Below are 18,763 nucleotides of genomic sequence, written 5' to 3' on the forward strand. Positions count from 1 at the left end.
GCGCACGGTCCATGGGGTGCGATATGGTTATGAAAGAAACGCCGATTTCTGCGTTACTCGGTCAGGTTAAGCCCCTGCCCTGCCAAAGCCACGTTCAGGTGGGTACGGATACAAAAGCTTCAAATATCATTTGTATACAAACAATAATTCGACCCACTGTGGCTGTCAATATGTATTTGCCGCGTCGGCAGAGCACCCACCGTTTGACACCAAATCGCATTGGATTAAGCCCCGCGCCCACTCTTCGGGCACAGGACTTGTTCAGATTGTATAAAAAAAAGACTGACACGCGCCTTAGACCACAATGTTCAAACGGTGGCGCATACGTCATCGTATCCTTCTTTCGGCATCATCGCGTGTTGGATGTGCCGAATGGTGGTTTAGCGCAGACCGTCTTTGCCTTCCGCCGCGTCGTGGGTCAGCCCACCGACACGTGGCAAAGGTCGCCCGCTGTCTGTCACGGCCACCGCAACAAGGATTTCATTCGGGCGTGGTGCATCATTCAGGCGGACTTCGACCCCGTCGAAATGGGACCTCACATAGGCCGCATCCTTATGACCCAGCGGCACGTCAAGGTCCTGCCCCAAGCCACCGCGTTTTTTCGACGATGGCACCAAAGCCGCGCCCTTTTCCACGGCTTGGCGCAGCGGCGCACCCAACTTGGGATGCAGGATTGCGGCGGCATGCTCCAACTCGCCATTCTCGCCCACCATCGCGGCCTTGCCGTAGCTTTCGATCCTGTCGGGAGTTACGCCCAAAGCCGCCACCGCGCGCGCGCCCAATAGCCCACCAAGATCAGCACCGATATCCATCAGGGGTGTCAAATCCTCAACGTATTGACCCGCGAACGGGTTCTCGATCACGGCCACGGCCACGGCTTTGCGGGTCGAGGGGGTAATGTCACGCCCGCCTTCGATGTGGGTTTCCTCGGTAAACGTCGCGATTTTCCGGATTTTCGCACTCATTTCAGGCCATCCTCTCCCTTGATATCCGCCGCTTCGAGACCGCCGGAGCGCGAATGGACACGCGGCCCCGTGGTCATGACCAGAGCCAACAGCATTTCGCCCGCGCGGGGCGCATCATTCAACCCGACCTCCATGGAGTCAAAATGACTGCGCACATAGGAGGCGTTGATATGGGTGATCGGCACGTCGATCCGCGCGCCCGTGCCCCCGACTTTCTTGGCTGACGGCACGATCGCCTTGGTGCCCCCGATGACTTCGCGCATCGCATAGCCACCCGGCGCATGCCAGAGCGCGCCGTGTTCAAGCTCGCCCGCCGATCCCACAAGCGAGGCCTTACCGTACCCTTCGATCTGATCAGCACCGCCAAGCGCCACCGCCAGCTTTTGCGCCATATCCAGCCCGAGAGGGCGCAGCACGTCCATGAACCCCTGAATTTCAGGTTCAAACCGTCCGGCAAAAGGATTGGTGATCACCGCCAGCGCAGCACCGCGCAGCAAGGGGGTATCAGCCACCGGACCGCCTTCGTGATAGATTTCCTCAACGATGAGGGCACGTTTGCGGGTTTCAAGCTCAGGCATGTTCGATCTCCATCTTGATTTCAGTCCGGATGAACATGTCACCGGTTTGTGTTGTTTCGCCCTGCAAAAACAGGGCCGCGCCAAGAATATGCCCTGCGCGCTGCATGTCATCCGCCACCGCGCGCCCGGCTGCAAGCGCGCGTGCGCGATCCATGACAGACAAGGCACCAACAGCGGTTACAACAGCCCGCGCGCCAAGGTCACTGTCGGGCTGAACGTCATGGGCGGGCCTGCGCCGGATTGCCGGATGGTCGGGCAGATCAACGGCGTTCGCAATCAGGGTTGCGGCCACATCGGCCTGCGCAGCACTGCGGGCAAGAACGCTGACACTATCCGCAATGCCCCGCGAGAGGCTACGCCCCCCCGCCCCACTGGTGGCAATACCGCCGATGCCCGCCTCAGCGCCAAAGCGCAAGCGTCCAAGATCACCCCCCTCAAGCCCTGCCATGGCCACCGAGAAGGTCGCCCCCGGGGCAAGATGCACCGCGATGTCCCCGCCATTGTTCACATAGGCCCGATCCAGCGGACAGGCCGCGACCATGGCGGCCAGAACCTCATCCGCGACCGATCCGGCCACAGCGCTCATCGGGGTCACAAACGTCGTGCTGCAAAAAGGACACGCCGCACGGTACATGCGCTGCGCGGTCACATCCCGAGGCATCGGCGTATCGGGCGTCAATTGGGTGCGATGCTGCGGCAACTCCCTGCACAAACCCTCAAGGATCGTGTCAAACCGCTCCTTGGCCGCCTTGAAGGCCTGCTGACGTGTCCCCGCGCCCACAGGGTCAGCACCGATAATCAGATCAATCGGCCCGTGCTGCAAATGCAGCCTGCGCCCCCCTTCCAGCAGTGCCACGACCGGTTTGCTCATGGCCTCATTGCTCCGGACGCCAGCGGTAATTATGCCGCGCGGTCGGGTTGGCGTCCGGGTCAATCTGATCGACCCGCCGGACATTGGGTGTGAGCACCTCATCAATCGGGCGCACGGCTTCGACATGCCCGCCAAGCGCTGCATAATCTGACAGGCGCATCGTGAATTCGATCGGGGCAACCAGAGCCGGGGTCGGCACATAGCCAAAGGAGTTCGACGGCATTTCCAACACATCTGCCATGACCGTGATCCCGCCGCCGGGCCAGACATAGGCGTTCGCCCCACCGCACGACACATGGGTCAGTGAATCCTTGACAGAATTGGTCAGCTTGACGGGGTTTTCCGTCACCCCGGCGCGCAGTGATCCGCCGGCTCCCCCCATGAACAGAACCGAGCAAACCGATGGTTCGCAGTTCTCCGCAATGCGTTCGACCGAGACTTGCAATGCATCGGGCAAGGGCTGCGGTTGCGGTTGCAGATCGGCATCAAGCTCGAAATAGGCGAATTGCTCGCCCGTGGTCGAGACCATCAGCAGGCGCAGCCCTTGCCAAGCCACATCGGCATTCCACGGCTTGAGGATCGTCAGGGGGTCATCCACATCGGTACCACCCCAGCCGGTGCCGGGCTCTGCCACCTGAAAATAGCGCCCCGGTGTCGAGCGACGGCCATTGATCTTGATACCCGTGGGGGGCACTTCCAGCATCTTGCCCGCCTGATGTTCGGACAGGACACCGGTGATATGGTCATCGACCACGACAACCTCATCCACATGGTCCACCCATTGCGATGCGAACATCCCGATGGCAGCAGAGCCGCAGCCTACGCGCATCAGCTTTTCCGGCACCCCGTTTACAATCGGCGGCTTGCCCGCCTGAACCACGATGGTCACACCGTTGTCGATGGTCAGTTCAACCGCTTCGCAATTGCACAGCTTTAGCAACGCATCACAGGTCACACGACCCTCTTTCTTGGTGCCACCCGTCAGGTGTTCCACGCCGCCCAGCGACAACATCTTTGAGCCATATTCGCTGGTCATGACATGGCCCACGGGTTCCCCCTGACAGCGCACGATCTCGCGCTCGTGGCCAAGGAAACGGTCCGTGTCGATCTTAACCTTCACGCCGCAGTAGCTGAAAATCCCTTCGGTCACGACGGTCACCATATCCGCATCATCGACCGTCTGGCTGACGATAAAGGGCGCGGGTTTGTAATCGGGATAGGTCGTGCCGGCCCCGACGGCGGTGATAAACGGCCGGTTGGCCTGCACCAGATCCCCGTCCCAATCCTGCCCATCGCCCCCGTTCAGAAAGGGCACCGATTGCACGCCCTTCTCGCGCGCCCCTTCGATAATGGTCAGCGGGTCCAGCCGGATCAGCTCACCGCCCGAATTGGCATAGCGATCACATGCGCCGGTTTTCCCATCCGCGATATAGCACAGCACCGGACAGGCATCGCAGCGGATTTTCTCAGGTTTGACGCGGGCGGGTTTATCCATTGGTCTTGCTCCGAATGGCCTTGCGCAGTTTTGCAGGTGTGACGGGAACCGAAGCCACCCGCACACCGGTGGCATGGGTGATCGCATTCAGCAAGGCAGGGGCGGTCGGGATCAGGACATGTTCGCCCAGACCCTTGGCGCCGTAAGGCCCATGCGCATCGGGCACCTCAAGGATGATCGAGGTAATCGGCGGGATATCACCGATGGTGGGAATAAGATAATCGTGCAGGTTTTCCGTCCGTCCCGGAATATATTCCTCCATCAACGCCATGCCGAGCCCTTGAGCGATGCCCCCCTGTATCTGGCCTTCGACCAGCATCGGGTTGATTGCATGGCCGACATCATGGGCCGCCACAAACCGGATCGGCTTGACGGTGCCAAGCGCGGTGTCGACTTCGACCACGGCCAATTGCGCGGCATAACCGAATTGCGCGTATGGCGCACCCTGACCATTGGAATCCATCGGCTTGGTGGGCGGATCATAGCTTTCCGTCGCACAGAACACGTAGCCTTCGGCGTCCGCGTGCATGGCAGAGGTGTCGATGCGATGTTCCCGGCCCTCTTCCAACACGGCAATCGCGCCGTCAACAAACCGCAGTTCAGCATCTTCGGACGCATTGGCATGACGCAGGATCAGAGCGCGCAGCGCTTCGCCACACAGACGCGCGGCATTGCCCGACACGAAGGTCTGGCGCGACGCGGATGTCTTGCCCGCATCCGGTGTGATGTCCGTATCTCCCCCCACGCGGGTCACGTCGCTGACGCGCGCGCCCAGTGCGGTGGCAAAGATCTGAGAGACGACCGTGTTGGAGCCTTGCCCGATATCCACCGCCCCCTGATGCAGCACAATCGTGCCGTCAGCACGCACCCCCGCCTTGATGATCGACGGGTTCGGGAGACTGGTGTTGCCACAGCCATACCAGCCCGCCGCGATCCCGACCCCACGTTTCCTTGGGTTGTCATTATCACGATTGAACGCCTCGGCCTTGGCGCGTTCCGCTGTCCAGTCATCGCGCAGCGCTTCAAGGCAGGCCTTGGCACCGACCCCTTGTTCGAACACCTGCCCACAGACCGTTGGAACGCAGTCTTGCAGGACGTTCAAAAGCCGGAAGTCCAGCGCGTCCATGCCCAGTTTCGCGGCCAGCTCGTCAAACAGACTTTCCTGCGCGATGGCGGATTGCGGGACACCAAAGCCACGAAAGGCCCCGGCGGGCGGGCAATGGGTGTGCACCCCGTTTGAGATCGCGCGATAATCAGCGACGCGGTAAGGACCCGATGCATGGACCGGCACGCGGTTTGCCACGGTTGGCCCCCAGGACGCATAGGCCCCGGTGTTGAACGCCCCGAAGAAATCAAAGCCGCTGATCTTGCCGTCCTTCGTAGCCCCGATCTTGAGTTTGATTTCCGATGGGTGCCGTTTGGTGGATGATTGCATCGACTCCGTCCGGCTGTAGGTAAGCCGCACGGGACGCCCGGTCTTGAGGGCGGCGATCGCGAGGTAGGGCTGCACCGACAGATCAAGTTTGGAGCCAAAGCCACCGCCCACCCCCGTCGGCACGATCCGGATGCGATCGCGATCCATGCCCAGAATGATCTCAAGCGCCTCAAGGTTCATCACCGGGGCCTGTGTGCAGACGTGAATTTCCACGCGCCCGTCGACCACTTCGGCGAAACCGGCCTCGGGTTCGATGTAGGCGTGTTCGACGAAACCGCTGTCAAAGGCACCTTCGACCACCACATCAGCAGCCGCCAGCGCCGCTTGCGCATCACCGCAGGCAACCAACCCCTCGCACATCAGGTTGCCTTCTCGATCTTCGTGCAAGGATGGTGCGCCTTCGGCACGCGCGTTGCTTACCGTCATAAGGGAATCGCGTTCGCTCCACGTGATCGGGAAATCCTCAGCCCGAAATTGGGCAATCGCCTCGGGTGTGCCGACCACCGCCGCCACCGCTTCGCCCCGGAACCGCACGGTATTTTCGGCAAAAACGGGCTGATCCGCAAAGGCCGGGATCACACCATGGCAGTTCGTGCCGGGAACATCGTCGGCGGTCAGCACTGCCTCGACCCCATTTTGCGCCGCGACCCAAGCGTCAATATCCCCGAACGAGAACCCCGCATGGGCAAAAGGCGACCGCACGACGCGGATTTCAAGCGTGCCGGACGGCGCCACATCATCGCCGAACCGTTCGGCACCAGACAGCTTGTCGGCTCCGTCTACACGGCGGATCGCCGCCCCCGCCCCACCATCGGCAACAAGGTTACCGGGCAGGTTCGCGACCGCGTCAATGATCTTGCGATACCCGGTGCAGCGGCACAGCACACCGGCCAGCGCATCCTGAATATCCTCTTCGCTCGGCGCGCTGTCACGCCGCAACAGCGCCACCGCTGACACCATCATGCCCGGTGTGCAGATGCCGCATTGGGCCGCACCATGATCCTGAAAGCTCTCCGCCAGACGCTGTGCCAGCGGGTCATCTGCCACCAGACGCGACACGGTCTCGATCACGCGGCCACGCGCCTGCTGCGTCGTCATCAGACAGGCGCAGACGGTTTCACCATCCAGCAAAACCGAACAGGCCCCGCAGTCGCCTGCGTTGCAGCCAATCTTGACATCGCGCGCGCCCAGACGTTCGCGCAGCGTCTCAGACAGCCGCTCACCGGTGGTTGGCGACACGTTGACGGTTTCGCCATTCAACGTAAACGTGACACCTGCCTCAGGGATTTGCCCATCCATCTACGATACTCCCTCACAGGCCTGAACCACGGCGCGCCGACACAGTTCGGCCGCCACATCCATTCTGTATTCCGCTGATCCGCGCACGTCAGAAATCGGCGTAAGCGGTGCGAGGCTGTCTTGTGCCGCGAAATCCAGCGTGGGAACATCACCGACAGCGCACCCGATCAGCCGCGCCTCAAGGCCCGGCAGACGCTGCGCCACGGCAGAACAGCTGCCAACGGCGACGCGCACATCCGACAGCATACCGTTTTGCACCTCTACGACGGCTGCAACCATCGCGATGGAAATCACCAGATGTTTCCGACTGCCGAGTTTTAGAAATGCGCTCTGCGCACTGGTAGTAACCTTGGGGACGATCACGGCAACGACCATCTCATCGGCCGCCAGATCAACCTTGCGCACCCCCTGAATAAAGGCGTTGAGCGGCACGGTGCGGGTGGCGTCGCAGGATGCAATCTCGACCTTTGCATTCAGCGCCAGCAGCGGCGGCACACCGTCTGCGGCGGGTGAGGCATTGCATAGGTTGCCCACGACAGTGCCCCGGTTTTGTATCTGTATCGACCCAACCTCGCGTGCGGCCAGCTTCAGCGCATCAAAAGCGGGGGGCAGCGGCGCGCGCACAACATCTGTCCAAGAGGCCGCAGCACCGATCCGCCAGCCGTCTGCTATTTCGCTAATGCCCCGACAGTCCGAGATCGCCGTGATGTCGAGAATGCTCTCCGTGCGCGCACCCGGCGCTTGCGCGGGAAAGAAATCCGTGCACCCCGCGATGATACGCGGTGAACCATCACGCAGCAGGGCAAGCGCTTCGGGGAGCGTTAAGGGCATTGCATAGGACAATTGTGCACCTCTCGATTTCCGCTTGATGCCGCGATCAGATCACGGCGCTAACGCTGGTCATTTGTATACGAACAATAATAGCACTTTCTGACGCGAGTCAAACTTTTCCTTGAGGCGTTAGGGCCGCCGACCGTCGGTTTTTTCACCGGCCTCAATGTTCCGCAAATGCGGCCTTTTTCAGAAGCCGCACGAAATCGGCACGCTCCTTCGGGTCCAGAGGGGCCAGCGTCTTTTCCGAGATGTGAAACCCCGTTTCATGCAACGCGGCGATCATATCGTCCAACCCCGACACCAGCGACAACATCAGACGGCGTTTGTCGCCCGCATCCGGATGCGTCACCACGAAACCTTTCTTGCGCAACCGGTCAACGACACCCTTGATCGTGGCGGCATCGACCGCAATTTGACGGCCAAGCTCATTTTGCGAACAGGTGCCAAGTTCGGCCAGTCGCATCAATGCCGCGAATTGGGTCGGCGTCAGATCATGCGGCAGGTGATCCTGCAGGATGTGCGCATGCCGTTGCGTTGCGAGGCGCAGCAGATAACCGACCTGTTCATCAAGGCGATAGGGTTGCTTGGAGGCGGTCTTGTTTTCCCGGGCAGTTGGCAATTGATCTCTCCGAAGTCAGGGCAGGTACGGCGGCGAATGGCACGGTGAAAAATCGCACCCAAGGTCGACGCGAGCATGATGCGTTGCCCCCCTGCGTGCAAGCGCGAAACCGTTCCCCGGATGTCGATGGAGAGGCTTGCGCTCGACCTCCTTATTGTTAGTATACTTACAAGAGGTGATCATGACGACAGAAAAAAACAAACTTGTAATCAAGAATATCGGACTGCTCCTGACGGGCAAGATCGAGGCCCCCATTGCAGATGGCGATTGCGTGATTGCGATTGATGGTCGCATCACCGCCTTTGGCTATGCCCGCGATCTGGACACCGAAGGTGCGGATACCGTTGTCGATGCCAAGGGCATCACCCTCGCCCCCGGCCTGATCGACAGCCACGTCCACCCGGTCGTCGGCGATTATACCCCGCGCCAGCAGCAGTTGCATTGGATCGATTCTACCCTGCATGGCGGCGTCACAACCATGATTTCGGCGGGCGAAGTGCATATGCCCGGACGCCCGCGTGACATCGTAGGCCTCAAGGCGATGGCGATTGCCGCACAGCGCTGGTACGAGAATTTCCGCCCCTCCGGGATGAAGGTGCTGGCCGGTGCGCCGGTGATCGAACACGGCATGGAAGAACATGATTTCAAGGAACTGGCCGACGCAGGTGTGAAATATCTGGGCGAGGTCGGGCTTGGCACCGTCAAGGACGGCAAAACCGCCAACCAGATGGTCAGCTGGGCGCGGAAATACGGCATCCAGTCGACGATCCACACGGGCGGGCCGTCGATCCCCGGCTCGGGGTTGATTGATGCTGATATGGTGCTGGAAACCGGTACGGATGTCGTAGGACATATCAATGGTGGCCATTCCGCCTTGCCGGATGATCAGATCATCTGCCTGTGCGAAAGCTGCAAACAAGCGCTTGAAATTGTGCATAACGGCAACGAACGCGCCGCACTTCTGACGCTCAATACAGCGCGCGAACTCAGCAAACTGGATCAGGTCATCCTCGGCACCGATGGTCCTGCTGGATCAGGCGTACAACCGCTGGGAATTTTGCGCATGGTCGCCATGCTGTCGAGCCTCGGAAATATCGATGCCGCGACCGCGTTTTGCTTTGCCAATGGTAATACGGCCCGCCAGCGTGATCTGGATGTCGGCCTGCTGGAGGGTGGCTACAGCGCCGATTTCGTGCTCATGGATCAGGCGCAGCATGCGCCGGGCAAGAACATGCTCGAATCCGTGCAACTGGGCAACCTGCCCGGCGTCGGGATGACGATCATCGACGGTATCGTGCGGTCCAACCGCAGCCGCAACACACCGCCTGCAACAACCTTGCCCGAAGTCGTGGCATCGGTCTGACAGGGCTGACCAACACCGCTCAGGCATCTTGTGCCTGTGCGAGGACTAGAGGGGCCATGCGGGTCTGATCTCTTTGGGTTACTCCGCCGCCTGACGTTCATGCAGCCCGCGCGTTTTACCTATAGAATTTTGAAAGCGCTCTGCGCCTGAGCGGCACAGACTGCCTCTTCTATCCCGCGCAGACTGGAGGAATGGACCCTGAGCAGCGGCTGTTTTTCCATGATCTCATCCCCTACCTGAACAGACAAAACCACACCGGCGGCTTTGTCCTTGGGCGCGCCTGACAATCGCGCGATTTCCGAAATGGCTTGTATGTCGATGGCCTCAAGGCGGCCTGAACTGTCAGCGCATATATCTTCGGTGAATTGCCCGGGCTGAAGCGGGTCGTGTTGGCGCCCCTGCGCATTCCTGATCTCAAACAGTTTCTCGACGGCCTTTCCGCTGGACACCAGATCGCGGGCCACCTGCGCCCCTTGCCCCTGAGACACAGCCCCGGACCATTCCAATATCGTCGCCGCATAGCCGATGGATTTATCGAGCAAATCGGTCGGCGCCCCTGCCTCTCCACGCAATACACTCAAGACATCCAAAGCTTCGAGCACAGGCCCGACGCCACGCCCGATGGGCTTGGTGCCATCTGATATCTGCACCTTTGTGTTCAGCCCGATGCCCTGCCCCACCGATTCAAACAGGTCTTTCAACGCGCCCGCTTCGCCTTGGGTGCGCGTCTTGGCTTTTGGACCCACCGGCATGTCGATCAGCACATGGGTGGACCCTGCCGCAAGCTTTTTGGACATGATCGACGACACATCCAGCAATGTGGATTGCAAGCCCAGCGGCCGGTTTATCGCATTCATGACGTCATCCACCGGGGAATGGGTCAGGTTGCCGTTCCATGCGATGCAGCCATTTGTCTGTTCCACGACCGACTTCATTTCGTCTGGGGACAAATCAACGCGCGAAAGCACTTCCATCATATCCGCCGTCCCTGCCGCAGATGTGATCGCCCGCGATGATGTCTTGGGCACGGTCAGGCCAAAGGCCGCCAGAATGGGAATGATGATGGGTGTGATGCGATTGCCCGGAACCCCGCCCATGGAGTGTTTGTCGACGACGATCGTCTTGCCCCAATCATGGCGATGCGCGAAGGCGGCACGTACCTGCGTCAGCGAGATCACTTCGTCCATCGTCAGGTTGTTCGAGGCCGCGACAAGAAACCCTGCGATTTCCGAGGTGCTGAACCGTCCGTTGACCAGATCGTGGATGAAGGCTTCCATCTCGGCGTGAGACAACTCACCGCCGCGCACCTTCTTTTGCAAAATGGACCGGCTTTTGGGTGTCGGCGACCGCTCGATTGAAACGACATCGCCCTCCACCGCGTCCAGCGCCGCCATTGCCCCCTCGGACAAAGCACAGAGGTCTTGCGACACGATTTCATCGCTCCACGTTTCGCCCAGTTCCGCAGAGACGGATTTGCCCCGCAAAGACAGGGTGACCCGCGACGAACCGGCCAGCACGCGGCTGGCGATCTGATTGCCCTTGTGGATCAGACAAACCTGTTTGGACCCGATGGTGACCGGAAAGCGGGCGATTTCTGCGCGCAAATCGCAGGCCCCGGCGATCAGATCGACAAGCCCGGCAATGCCTTCCTCGATGGTTCCGTCATTCACGATTTCCAGCGCGCAGCCTGTCAGGGGGGCTTGCTCCACAAGGCGCGCCAGACGCCGCTTTACTTCTTCTTCGCTCTCGCGCCCGCGCTCATAGAGGCGCTGTTCAACGATGCCGGGCGGCGCAGAAATACCAATGGTCACGACATGCGCCACCTTGTCGCGAAACGCGCCAATCTCATTGCGTGACGCATTCAGCACGACGTTGACGCCGTTTTCGAGATCGCGCGCGACCTGCATGGGGATTCCGTAGGACAGGCCATGCGCGTGCCAGTGATGCCAGAACGCCCCGGCGGCCAGTTGCTGTTTGAACTCGGACGGGGTTATGGGAATGTAATCCTCCCCGCCCGCATCAGCCGCCCGCGTGACCACCCGCTGAGGGAAGGAAAACCACTGGCTGTTTGCCAGACGATCGCGCGCGCCCTCCAGCAAGGTATCTTTGCCAACGCCACTTGGACCGACAATGAGAAACAGCGTACCCGGCACGATTAACCCTTTCTTGGTCCAGATCAGACGTCGTCGAGGCCGATATCAACACAGGTCGCCGATTGCGTGATGCGGCCCACCGATACAAAATCAACGCCGGTTTCGGCTTTCGCGCGGATCGTATCGAGCCGCACACCGCCCGAACATTCCAGCGGAATGCGTTTATCCACGATTTCAACGGCTTTGCGCATGTCCTCGTTGCTCATGTTGTCCAGCATGATGACATCCACCCCTGCATCAAGCGCTTCATGCACCTGATCCAGCCGGTCCGCCTCAACCTCGATCTTGGTGAGCATCGGGGCTTTGGCCTTGGCGCGCTGGACGGCTGCGGCAATACTGCCCGCGACGGCGATGTGGTTGTCTTTCAGCATGATGCCATTATCTAGTCCCAGCCGGTGACTGCGCCCGCCCCCACAGACCACCGCATACTTCTCGATCATGCGCAGACCGGGCGTTGTCTTGCGCGAGTCCAGCAAAATCGCGCCGGTACCTTCGATCTCCTTGACATATTCCGCCGTCAGACCGGCAATGCCGCACATCCGTTGGACGAGGTTCAGCGCAACCCTCTCCGCCGTCAGCAACGCCTGCGCATTCCCGGTGATCACGGCAAAGGTCTCGCCTGTTTCGACGCGCTCACCATCCTTTCGGGAAGTCTCAAACGTGCAATCAGGGTCCATTTTGCGAAACACCATTTCCGCCAGCTTCAACCCAGAAAGGGTGATCGGTTCACGCGCGTTCATCCCGAATTTGGCTACCGCGTCATCATCCACCATGATCTTTGCGGTCAGGTCATAGTAGTTGACGTCCTCGTCCAGCCAAAGGTCGATGAGTTGGTTCATTTTTCGCAGGTCTAGGAGCATATTTCATGCCTTTCTTTTGACGGCCAGATAACGGGTTGTTTGTTTCACGAGGTAACGAGGCGTCCGTATTGGTCTTTGAACTTCTTGATGGCGAAGGTGAGCAGCATCAGACCGCTGACGCAGCCGATGATTTTGACGTTTGTGTCCGGAACCGCCAGCAACGCGGCGCTGACGAGCATTCCGACACGCGTGGGCATTGACCAACGGTCATGCCACTTTGCTTCTGACGCGAAGGCGACCAGCACACAGGCGAAGGCCACACCGGCGCTGACCAGTATCGCCTCGACGCTGGAAAAAGGTTGCAGCACCAAAGGGTTCGTCACGAACATGAAGGGCACGACAAAGGCAACGATGGACAAGCGCATCGCAACCACCGCAATCTTGAGCGGATTGGCCCCGGATATGGCCGCCGCCGCATAGGCTGCCACCGCAACCGGTGGCGTCATCGCAGACATCACCGCAAAGTAAAGCAGGAACAGATGCGCGTTCAATTCCTGAAAGCCAAAGTCGTTCACCAAAGTGGGGCCGATCAGAACAGCCGCCAACACATAGGCACTGGGCGTGGGCATGCCCAGACCCAGAACGATGGTCACAACCGCGCTGAGCATCAGGATGATCATGATGTTGTCACCCGCCGCTGCAAAAGCGATGAACGAGAACTTTGACGCCAACCCGGTCATGGTTATGCCACCGATGACCAGCCCTGCGGCGGCGCAGGCACCGGTGACGCCAATCATGCGAATGGCGGTATCTGACAGGGCTTCGATCGTCGCCTTAAGCCCCAGCCGTGTGCGCCGGTTGAATTGCGAAACAACCCATACCGCAATCGCGCTGAAAACAGCGACCATTGTCGGTGAATAGCCCAACACCAGCAGAATGATCAAACCCACAATCGGCAGGAGAAACTGCCAGCCCTGACGCATCGTTTCGCCCAGCGTGGGCACCTCGGACGCATCGAGCGGCGCAAGGTTCAGCGCGACGGAGCGCAGATGCACTTGAATGGAGATACCAACATAATACAGTAGCGCGGGCAAAATAGCCGCGATGACAATCTCGCCATATCCAACCCCGATCAACTCAGCCATGATAAAGGCCGCAGAGCCCATGACCGGTGGCAAGAGGCTGCCGCCCGTCGACGAAGCGACCTCAACACCCGCAGCCAGACTGCGGTCATATCCCAGCTTTTTCATCATCGGAATCGTGATCGACCCGGTGGCCACAACGTCGGATGTGGGGCTGCCTGACATGGTGCCGAACAAAGCCGATGAGACCACGGCGATCTTTGCAGGCCCACCCACGGAACGGCCCGAAATCGTCGCCGCGAGGTTAAAGAAAAACTCGCCCCCCTTGGCTCTTTCCAGAAACGTGCCGAACATGACGAACAGGAACGCATATGTGGCCGCCACGCGCACCGGCACGCCGAACAAACCGTCGGTGGTGTAGATGTTGATGTCCACAAAGTGGTTGAGCGAGATGTACCCATGCCCCAGCGGACCGCTGATCAGATGCCCATAGAGATTGTAGATGATGAAGGTCAGAACAATGCACATCAAAAACAGGCCAACCGTGCGCCGGGTGATCTCAAGCGTCAGCAGGATCAGGATGGAGGCCATGATGAACTGATCGGTGCTCAGCTCTTCAAACAGGCTGATCCGGGAAGCTGTTTCAGGGATTTTGATGATGAAATAGCACGCACAGGCCGCAGCAGCCAAGGACAGTATCCAGTCCGGCAGCGTGGCCTTTGTCCCCGATCTGTCCGTGGCGCCGATGAGCAGGAAAGCGGGTACATATATCAGGCACAGGAAAATGACCGTCAGGGACAGCGCGTCAATCCGCGACAGCGTTGCCGCCCACATCACCCAGACAGAAAAAAACGCGGTGTAAAGGCGGATCGGCCAGTACAAACGCCCCTTGATGCTGCGGCGGGATCCCGTGGAGAAGAGAAGTCCGAGTATTCCAGGTGCCGACATTGGGTGCCTTTCGATCGTCTTAGCAACGCACGTACGAAGACCGGCGCAGACACAAAGCCCGCGCCGGTATGATCGCGTGGTTTAGCTGCCAGCAGCCTTGATCGCAGCCGCCGCCGCAGGGTGGTAATCGATCAGCGTGATCGACGCCCCAAGGTCTGCGTTGAAGGCACCCATGGCTTTGTGCACACCCTGAATTTCGCCAACGTTTTCATAGATCGCCTTGGCAACCAGACCGACGATTTCCGGATCGGCCCCTTCTGAGGCGATCAATGCCGCCTGTGCACCAAAGGTTTTGATGTCGCGATCAAGCCATTCATAGGCACCTGCCGGGATCGTCACAGCCGTTGAGCCATAGGCGTCCTGCATGGCGGCGATCACATCATCCGAGACGGACAACAACGTCAGGTCACGCTTTGACGCGATGGAATTAATGCTTCCGCTACCGACGAAGGTTGCGTTGACCCACGTGTCAGCGCGACCGTTCTGCATGATCTCAGAGGCGGTGCTGGAGCCCTGAAACTGAACACTGCCGCCTTTGCCTTCGATTGCCTCAAAGGTCATGCCGGAGGCCTCAAGCGATTTTTCCGCGAGGATCGACGGCAGGATGCCCCGACGGTTTACCACCAGATTGTATTCACCGTCCATCGCCGCCAGATCACCGATGGTTTCGATGCCGTTCTCTTGGGCAAAGGACTTGTCTGTGACCCATTGCATTGGTGCCCAGTTGTAAAGAAGCGCAACAGCAGCAACACCGCCTGTCGGCTCACTGAACGGGGCTTCCCCGCGCGCGGCGATGGCCACCTCGCCGACATGAACAATGGCCAGATCACATTTGCCTTGGTTGACTTGCACAATATTGGCAAAGCCACCGCTGGATGTTTGATAGGTCACGTTCGACTCCGGATCGACCTTTCGCACGGCGGCGTCGATGCCAGCACCCAGAAGAGACCACAATCCACCCGGACTGCCACCACAAAGGGTGATATTGTTTCCGGCATAGGCCGGTACGGATGCAGTAAATGCAACGCCGGAGATCGCGGCGGCTGCGACAAATTGAAATAATCTAGGCAATGTCGTTCTCCCGTTGGTTATCGCTTTTTTGTTGGTATACAAACGAGACATCAGGTGCTGGGTTGAGTCAAGGACATTTTAGGGACGCCAAAATACCAAAAATCGGCGATCCCTCTTGGCAAGATGCCCTTTGCCGACGAGACTTCGGATCTCAGAACGGCGAAAAAAAGCGGGAGCGAGCAGGAAAAAATGTCTGAAACCAGACCGCTGACAACAATACGTTCTTGGAGCGAACTTCAGGATATGCTGTTCGAAGATTCCTGGAACGAAAAGATCAAAAGGCACCGGTCCAAACATGTGTTCCGTGGGCATGGGCGCGCGGATTTCGAACTGGCCTCCGGTTTGGCGCGTCTGGGCGAGCGGTCCAATGAGCTGGAAAAACACCTGCTGCGGAATTTTCGCAAATATGCAGATTCGAGCACACGGCAGGTCGACAGCATTCCCGATAGTTTCGCGCCCAGTAACTTCTGGCACTGGATGGCCCTTGCGCAGCATCACGGCTTGCCGACCCGCCTTTTGGACTGGACGTATTCCCCCTTGGTCGCGATGCATTTCGCCTGTTGCGAGCAATCCAACATGGATGTGGATGGTGCCATCTGGAAAGTTGATTTTGACCGCACTCATGAACTGCTTCCCCAACCGCTGCGCGACATTCTGGCGGAACAGGGCGCACATGTTTTTACGGATGAAATGCTTTCGTCAAAATTGCCGGGCCTTGATCAACTCCGGGCAAGTTCCATCGACTCAAAGGCGGAGATATTGTTTTTCGAACCGCCCTCGCTGAGCGCGCGTATTGTGAACCAGTTTGCCTGCTTCTCAGTCCAGATCGGGCGCTGCCAGCCGATGACCGATTGGCTGTTGCGCCACCCCGAACTCACCGCCAAGATCATCATCCCCGCTGAACTCAAGTGGGAGATCAGAGACAAGCTGGATCAATCCAATGTGTCCGAACGGGTTTTGTTTCCGGGTCTCGATGGTTTGTGCAGCTGGTTGTCCCGGCAATACACGACCCCTAACTAAAGAACGTAGCGCAAGCGATTAGGTCTGCACAAAAACATGGGTCAGTATTCCCTTTTTTCCGGCTCATCGCACATTCTACGCCCAGATCAGGGGTATGATGCAGGTGACGTAAATCTTGCGCTTACCAGATACTTAGTCTCGATATACCTTTTGGCCGCAACATCAGGACGCACAATGAAATTGACCCGTTACTCCAAGCATGTGCCGCGCGCGCCTCAGTTGGCCGCGATCAAACCTTCGGGCTTGGTGCCCGTTGAGAATGTGGTAAAATCCACTTTGTATCGCGCCCGTAGATTATGAAAGTCGTGCGAGAACCGGGCAAGGCGGACTATCTGAAAGCGGTGGGGGGTGGCGGTGCTGGATGATCTGACGATTGCCGATGTTTCCGCAAAACGGAGCCAGTTGATGGATCGGATTGCACCACTGGAATTTCCTGACGTTGAAAAGGCTGCACCATGACCGAATTACAGGATTGGATCGAACGGTTTCCCGGCTTGTCGCGGCTCGAGCCTGCAATCAAGAAACTCATCATGACGCGCAGCAAGATCGTGCAAGCGCCAAAGGGCGCGACACTATTCGGGCCGGATAAGTCACCTGAAAACATGTTGTTTTTGCTGGATGGCACCGTGCGCGTGCAGCAGGTTTCGGAGTCCGGCCACGAAATTGTGCTCTACCGGATTGAAGCCGGGCAAAGCTGTGTGCTGACCACGGCTTGCCTGCTGGCCTATGATGATTATGCCGCCGCCGGTATTGCGGAGACGCCGGTGCGGGCCGCAGCCATACCGCGGGATTTGTTCGACGATCTGGTCTCTCAGTCCAAGTCGTTTCGTGATTTTGTTTTCGCGGCGTTTTCAAAACGCATCACCGATCTGTTTCTGATGATTGAGGAGGTCGCGTTCCAAAAGATGGATGTGCGTCTGGCCGACAGGCTGGTCAAACTCGCCAATACTGAAGGCGTGGTCACGACCACGCACCAGAAACTCTCGGTCGAACTGGGCACAGCCCGCGAAGTCGTCTCGAGACAGTTGCAGGAGTTCCAGCGGCGCGGCTGGGTCGCGCAAGCGCGGGGCCGCGTCAACCTGCTGGAGCCCGCAAAACTGGAGCAACTGGCACATCGCCACATCTGAAAAACCAGAGCCACGCAGGCGATTTCAATGCCCTGCTTTACCAACTGCCACCAGACCAACCTTCTTAGGGTTAAAACGGGGGCGGTTCGAAAATAGGTACGGCCCGGGCTGCGATAGACAATAAGGCTTGCTTCACACCCTACAATCAATCACATTCATATAATAGAATTGGTAGGGGCAAAATATGCTTGGCAGACGAAGGTTTTTGAAACAGAGCGCGGGAATGACGGCGACCGCGATGCTTGGCCTGCAAGCAACAAGAGCCCATGCGCAAGTGATGGTCGGCAGCACGAGACTTGATGTCGTCAGCGACGGCTCGTTGACATTGCCGGGCAGCTTTATTTTCGATCCGATGCCGAAAAACGAACTTCTGCCTATACTCGCGCGCTACGGTCAATCGCCCGACACGCTGACGCCGCCCTGCAACGTCACATTGATGCGACAGGGCGACCGGACAATCCTGTTCGACGTGGGGTCTGGTCCCGGGTTCTCCCCGAACACGGGCGTTATTCTGAACTCTCTTGACGCCCTCGGCGTGGCCCCGGAGGACATAACCGATGTCGTTTTCACTCATGCCCATCCCGACCACTTGTGGGGGTTGTTGGATGATTTCGACGATCCGCTTTTTGCCAATGCCAGCTACATGATCGGCAAAGCGGAATGGGAGTATTGGATGAACCCCAATACCGTGGATGACATCGGCGAGGCGCGCGCCTCTTTTGCCGTGGGTGCAAGGCGGCGTCTTGAGATGATCGAAGACCAGATCAGCTTTTTCAACGACGGCGATGAAATCATCGGCGGTGTCGCCGCGCGGGCCACCTTTGGGCACACACCGGGTCACATGGCCTTTGAGGTGCGGGACGGCAGTGAAGCGGTGATGATCCTCGGCGATTCCATCGGGAACGATCATATCGCCTTTGCACGACCGCAGTGGCATTCCGGGTCTGATCAGGACCCCGAAACTGCAGCCGCAACGCGTGTTTCGCTGATGGATCAACTAACACTGGAAAAGACCCGCGTGATCGGTTTTCACCTGACTGGCAACGGCGTGGGCCATGTAGAGAAAGGCACGGACGGGTATACGTTTGTGAACGAGGGATGAG

Annotated in this window: 15 protein-coding genes; 4 read left to right on the forward strand and 11 right to left on the reverse strand. The window is 59.0% G+C overall.

Annotation, left to right across the window (positions count from 1 at the left end; all coding sequences use genetic code 11):
- Window positions 1–380 precede the first annotated feature (380 nt).
- The 7 genes from RLO149_RS15395 to RLO149_RS15425 form a co-directional block, all read right to left on the reverse strand.
- Complete coding sequence (locus tag RLO149_RS15395) at window positions 381–965, reverse strand: amino acid synthesis family protein (RefSeq protein ID WP_013963028.1); 585 nt, start codon at window positions 963–965, stop codon at window positions 381–383.
- On the reverse strand, window positions 962–1,543 hold the full coding sequence (locus RLO149_RS15400; RefSeq protein WP_013963029.1) for an amino acid synthesis family protein: 582 nt from the start codon (window positions 1,541–1,543) through the stop codon (window positions 962–964). The genes RLO149_RS15395 and RLO149_RS15400 overlap by 4 nt, the downstream gene beginning before the upstream one ends.
- Entirely contained in the window at window positions 1,536–2,414 is an 879-nt protein-coding gene (locus tag RLO149_RS15405) for a UPF0280 family protein (RefSeq protein ID WP_013963030.1), read from the reverse strand. The genes RLO149_RS15400 and RLO149_RS15405 overlap by 8 nt, the downstream gene beginning before the upstream one ends.
- Before the next feature lie 4 nt (window positions 2,415–2,418).
- Window positions 2,419–3,909: a hypothetical protein gene (locus RLO149_RS15410; RefSeq protein ID WP_013963031.1), complete on the reverse strand. Its 1,491-nt coding sequence runs from the start codon at window positions 3,907–3,909 to the stop codon at window positions 2,419–2,421.
- Window positions 3,902–6,643 carry a molybdopterin-dependent oxidoreductase gene (locus RLO149_RS15415; protein ID WP_013963032.1) on the reverse strand — a complete coding sequence of 914 codons (2,742 nt, stop codon included), beginning with the start codon at window positions 6,641–6,643 and terminating at the stop codon, window positions 3,902–3,904. The genes RLO149_RS15410 and RLO149_RS15415 overlap by 8 nt, the downstream gene beginning before the upstream one ends.
- Window positions 6,644–7,486 (reverse strand): FAD binding domain-containing protein, encoded by an 843-nt coding sequence (locus RLO149_RS15420; protein WP_013963033.1) that lies wholly within the window; start codon window positions 7,484–7,486, stop codon window positions 6,644–6,646. It lies immediately after the preceding gene.
- A 151-nt stretch (window positions 7,487–7,637) separates the two neighbouring features.
- Window positions 7,638–8,096: a MarR family winged helix-turn-helix transcriptional regulator gene (locus tag RLO149_RS15425; RefSeq protein ID WP_013963034.1), complete on the reverse strand. Its 459-nt coding sequence runs from the start codon at window positions 8,094–8,096 to the stop codon at window positions 7,638–7,640.
- 181 nt (window positions 8,097–8,277) lie between these two features.
- On the opposite strand from RLO149_RS15425, the gene RLO149_RS15430 reads away from it, so the two are divergent.
- Window positions 8,278–9,459, forward strand: coding sequence for an amidohydrolase family protein (locus RLO149_RS15430; protein ID WP_044025380.1), 1,182 nt, complete (start codon window positions 8,278–8,280; stop codon window positions 9,457–9,459).
- A 119-nt stretch (window positions 9,460–9,578) separates the two neighbouring features.
- Here the strand turns inward: RLO149_RS15430 and phnN are convergent, their stop codons facing one another.
- The 4 genes from phnN to RLO149_RS15450 all read right to left on the reverse strand — a co-directional run bounded on the left by phnN (window position 9,579) and on the right by RLO149_RS15450 (window position 15,513).
- Window positions 9,579–11,612 (reverse strand): phosphonate metabolism protein/1,5-bisphosphokinase (PRPP-forming) PhnN, encoded by a 2,034-nt coding sequence (phnN, locus tag RLO149_RS15435; RefSeq protein WP_013963036.1) that lies wholly within the window; start codon window positions 11,610–11,612, stop codon window positions 9,579–9,581.
- A 23-nt stretch (window positions 11,613–11,635) separates the two neighbouring features.
- Entirely contained in the window at window positions 11,636–12,472 is an 837-nt protein-coding gene (gene nadC, locus RLO149_RS15440) for a carboxylating nicotinate-nucleotide diphosphorylase (protein ID WP_013963037.1), read from the reverse strand.
- A gap of 44 nt (window positions 12,473–12,516) precedes the next feature.
- Window positions 12,517–14,442 (reverse strand): TRAP transporter permease, encoded by a 1,926-nt coding sequence (locus tag RLO149_RS15445; protein WP_013963038.1) that lies wholly within the window; start codon window positions 14,440–14,442, stop codon window positions 12,517–12,519.
- 81 nt (window positions 14,443–14,523) lie between these two features.
- Window positions 14,524–15,513: a TAXI family TRAP transporter solute-binding subunit gene (locus RLO149_RS15450; protein ID WP_013963039.1), complete on the reverse strand. Its 990-nt coding sequence runs from the start codon at window positions 15,511–15,513 to the stop codon at window positions 14,524–14,526.
- Between the two features lie 189 nt (window positions 15,514–15,702).
- Between RLO149_RS15450 and RLO149_RS15455 the strand changes: the two genes are divergently transcribed.
- The 3 genes from RLO149_RS15455 (at window position 15,703) to RLO149_RS15465 (ending at window position 18,762) form a co-directional block, all read left to right on the forward strand.
- Window positions 15,703–16,533: an FRG domain-containing protein gene (locus tag RLO149_RS15455; RefSeq protein ID WP_013963040.1), complete on the forward strand. Its 831-nt coding sequence runs from the start codon at window positions 15,703–15,705 to the stop codon at window positions 16,531–16,533.
- Between the two features lie 455 nt (window positions 16,534–16,988).
- A complete protein-coding gene (locus RLO149_RS15460) occupies window positions 16,989–17,660 on the forward strand; it encodes a Crp/Fnr family transcriptional regulator (protein ID WP_013963041.1) in 672 nt (223 codons plus the stop codon).
- A 223-nt stretch (window positions 17,661–17,883) separates the two neighbouring features.
- Window positions 17,884–18,762 carry an MBL fold metallo-hydrolase gene (locus tag RLO149_RS15465; RefSeq protein WP_245538068.1) on the forward strand — a complete coding sequence of 293 codons (879 nt, stop codon included), beginning with the start codon at window positions 17,884–17,886 and terminating at the stop codon, window positions 18,760–18,762.
- Window position 18,763 lies beyond the last annotated feature (1 nt).

Origin of the sequence: Roseobacter litoralis Och 149, from assembly GCF_000154785.2 — a bacterium.
Taxonomy (GTDB): domain Bacteria; phylum Pseudomonadota; class Alphaproteobacteria; order Rhodobacterales; family Rhodobacteraceae; genus Roseobacter; species Roseobacter litoralis.

Coding starts and splice junctions, on each gene's coding strand:
- RLO149_RS15415 (WP_013963032.1), bottom strand. CDS start 6,643: ATGGATGGGCAAATCCCTGAGGCAGGTGTCACGTTTACGTTGAATGGC.
- RLO149_RS15445 (WP_013963038.1), bottom strand. CDS start 14,442: ATGTCGGCACCTGGAATACTCGGACTTCTCTTCTCCACGGGATCCCGC.
- RLO149_RS15455 (WP_013963040.1), top strand. CDS start 15,703: ATGTCTGAAACCAGACCGCTGACAACAATACGTTCTTGGAGCGAACTT.
- RLO149_RS15405 (WP_013963030.1), bottom strand. CDS start 2,414: ATGAGCAAACCGGTCGTGGCACTGCTGGAAGGGGGGCGCAGGCTGCAT.
- RLO149_RS15460 (WP_013963041.1), top strand. CDS start 16,989: ATGACCGAATTACAGGATTGGATCGAACGGTTTCCCGGCTTGTCGCGG.
- RLO149_RS15465 (WP_245538068.1), top strand. CDS start 17,884: ATGACGGCGACCGCGATGCTTGGCCTGCAAGCAACAAGAGCCCATGCG.
- nadC (WP_013963037.1), bottom strand. CDS start 12,472: ATGCTCCTAGACCTGCGAAAAATGAACCAACTCATCGACCTTTGGCTG.
- RLO149_RS15410 (WP_013963031.1), bottom strand. CDS start 3,909: ATGGATAAACCCGCCCGCGTCAAACCTGAGAAAATCCGCTGCGATGCC.
- RLO149_RS15395 (WP_013963028.1), bottom strand. CDS start 965: ATGAGTGCGAAAATCCGGAAAATCGCGACGTTTACCGAGGAAACCCAC.
- RLO149_RS15430 (WP_044025380.1), top strand. CDS start 8,278: ATGACGACAGAAAAAAACAAACTTGTAATCAAGAATATCGGACTGCTC.
- RLO149_RS15400 (WP_013963029.1), bottom strand. CDS start 1,543: ATGCCTGAGCTTGAAACCCGCAAACGTGCCCTCATCGTTGAGGAAATC.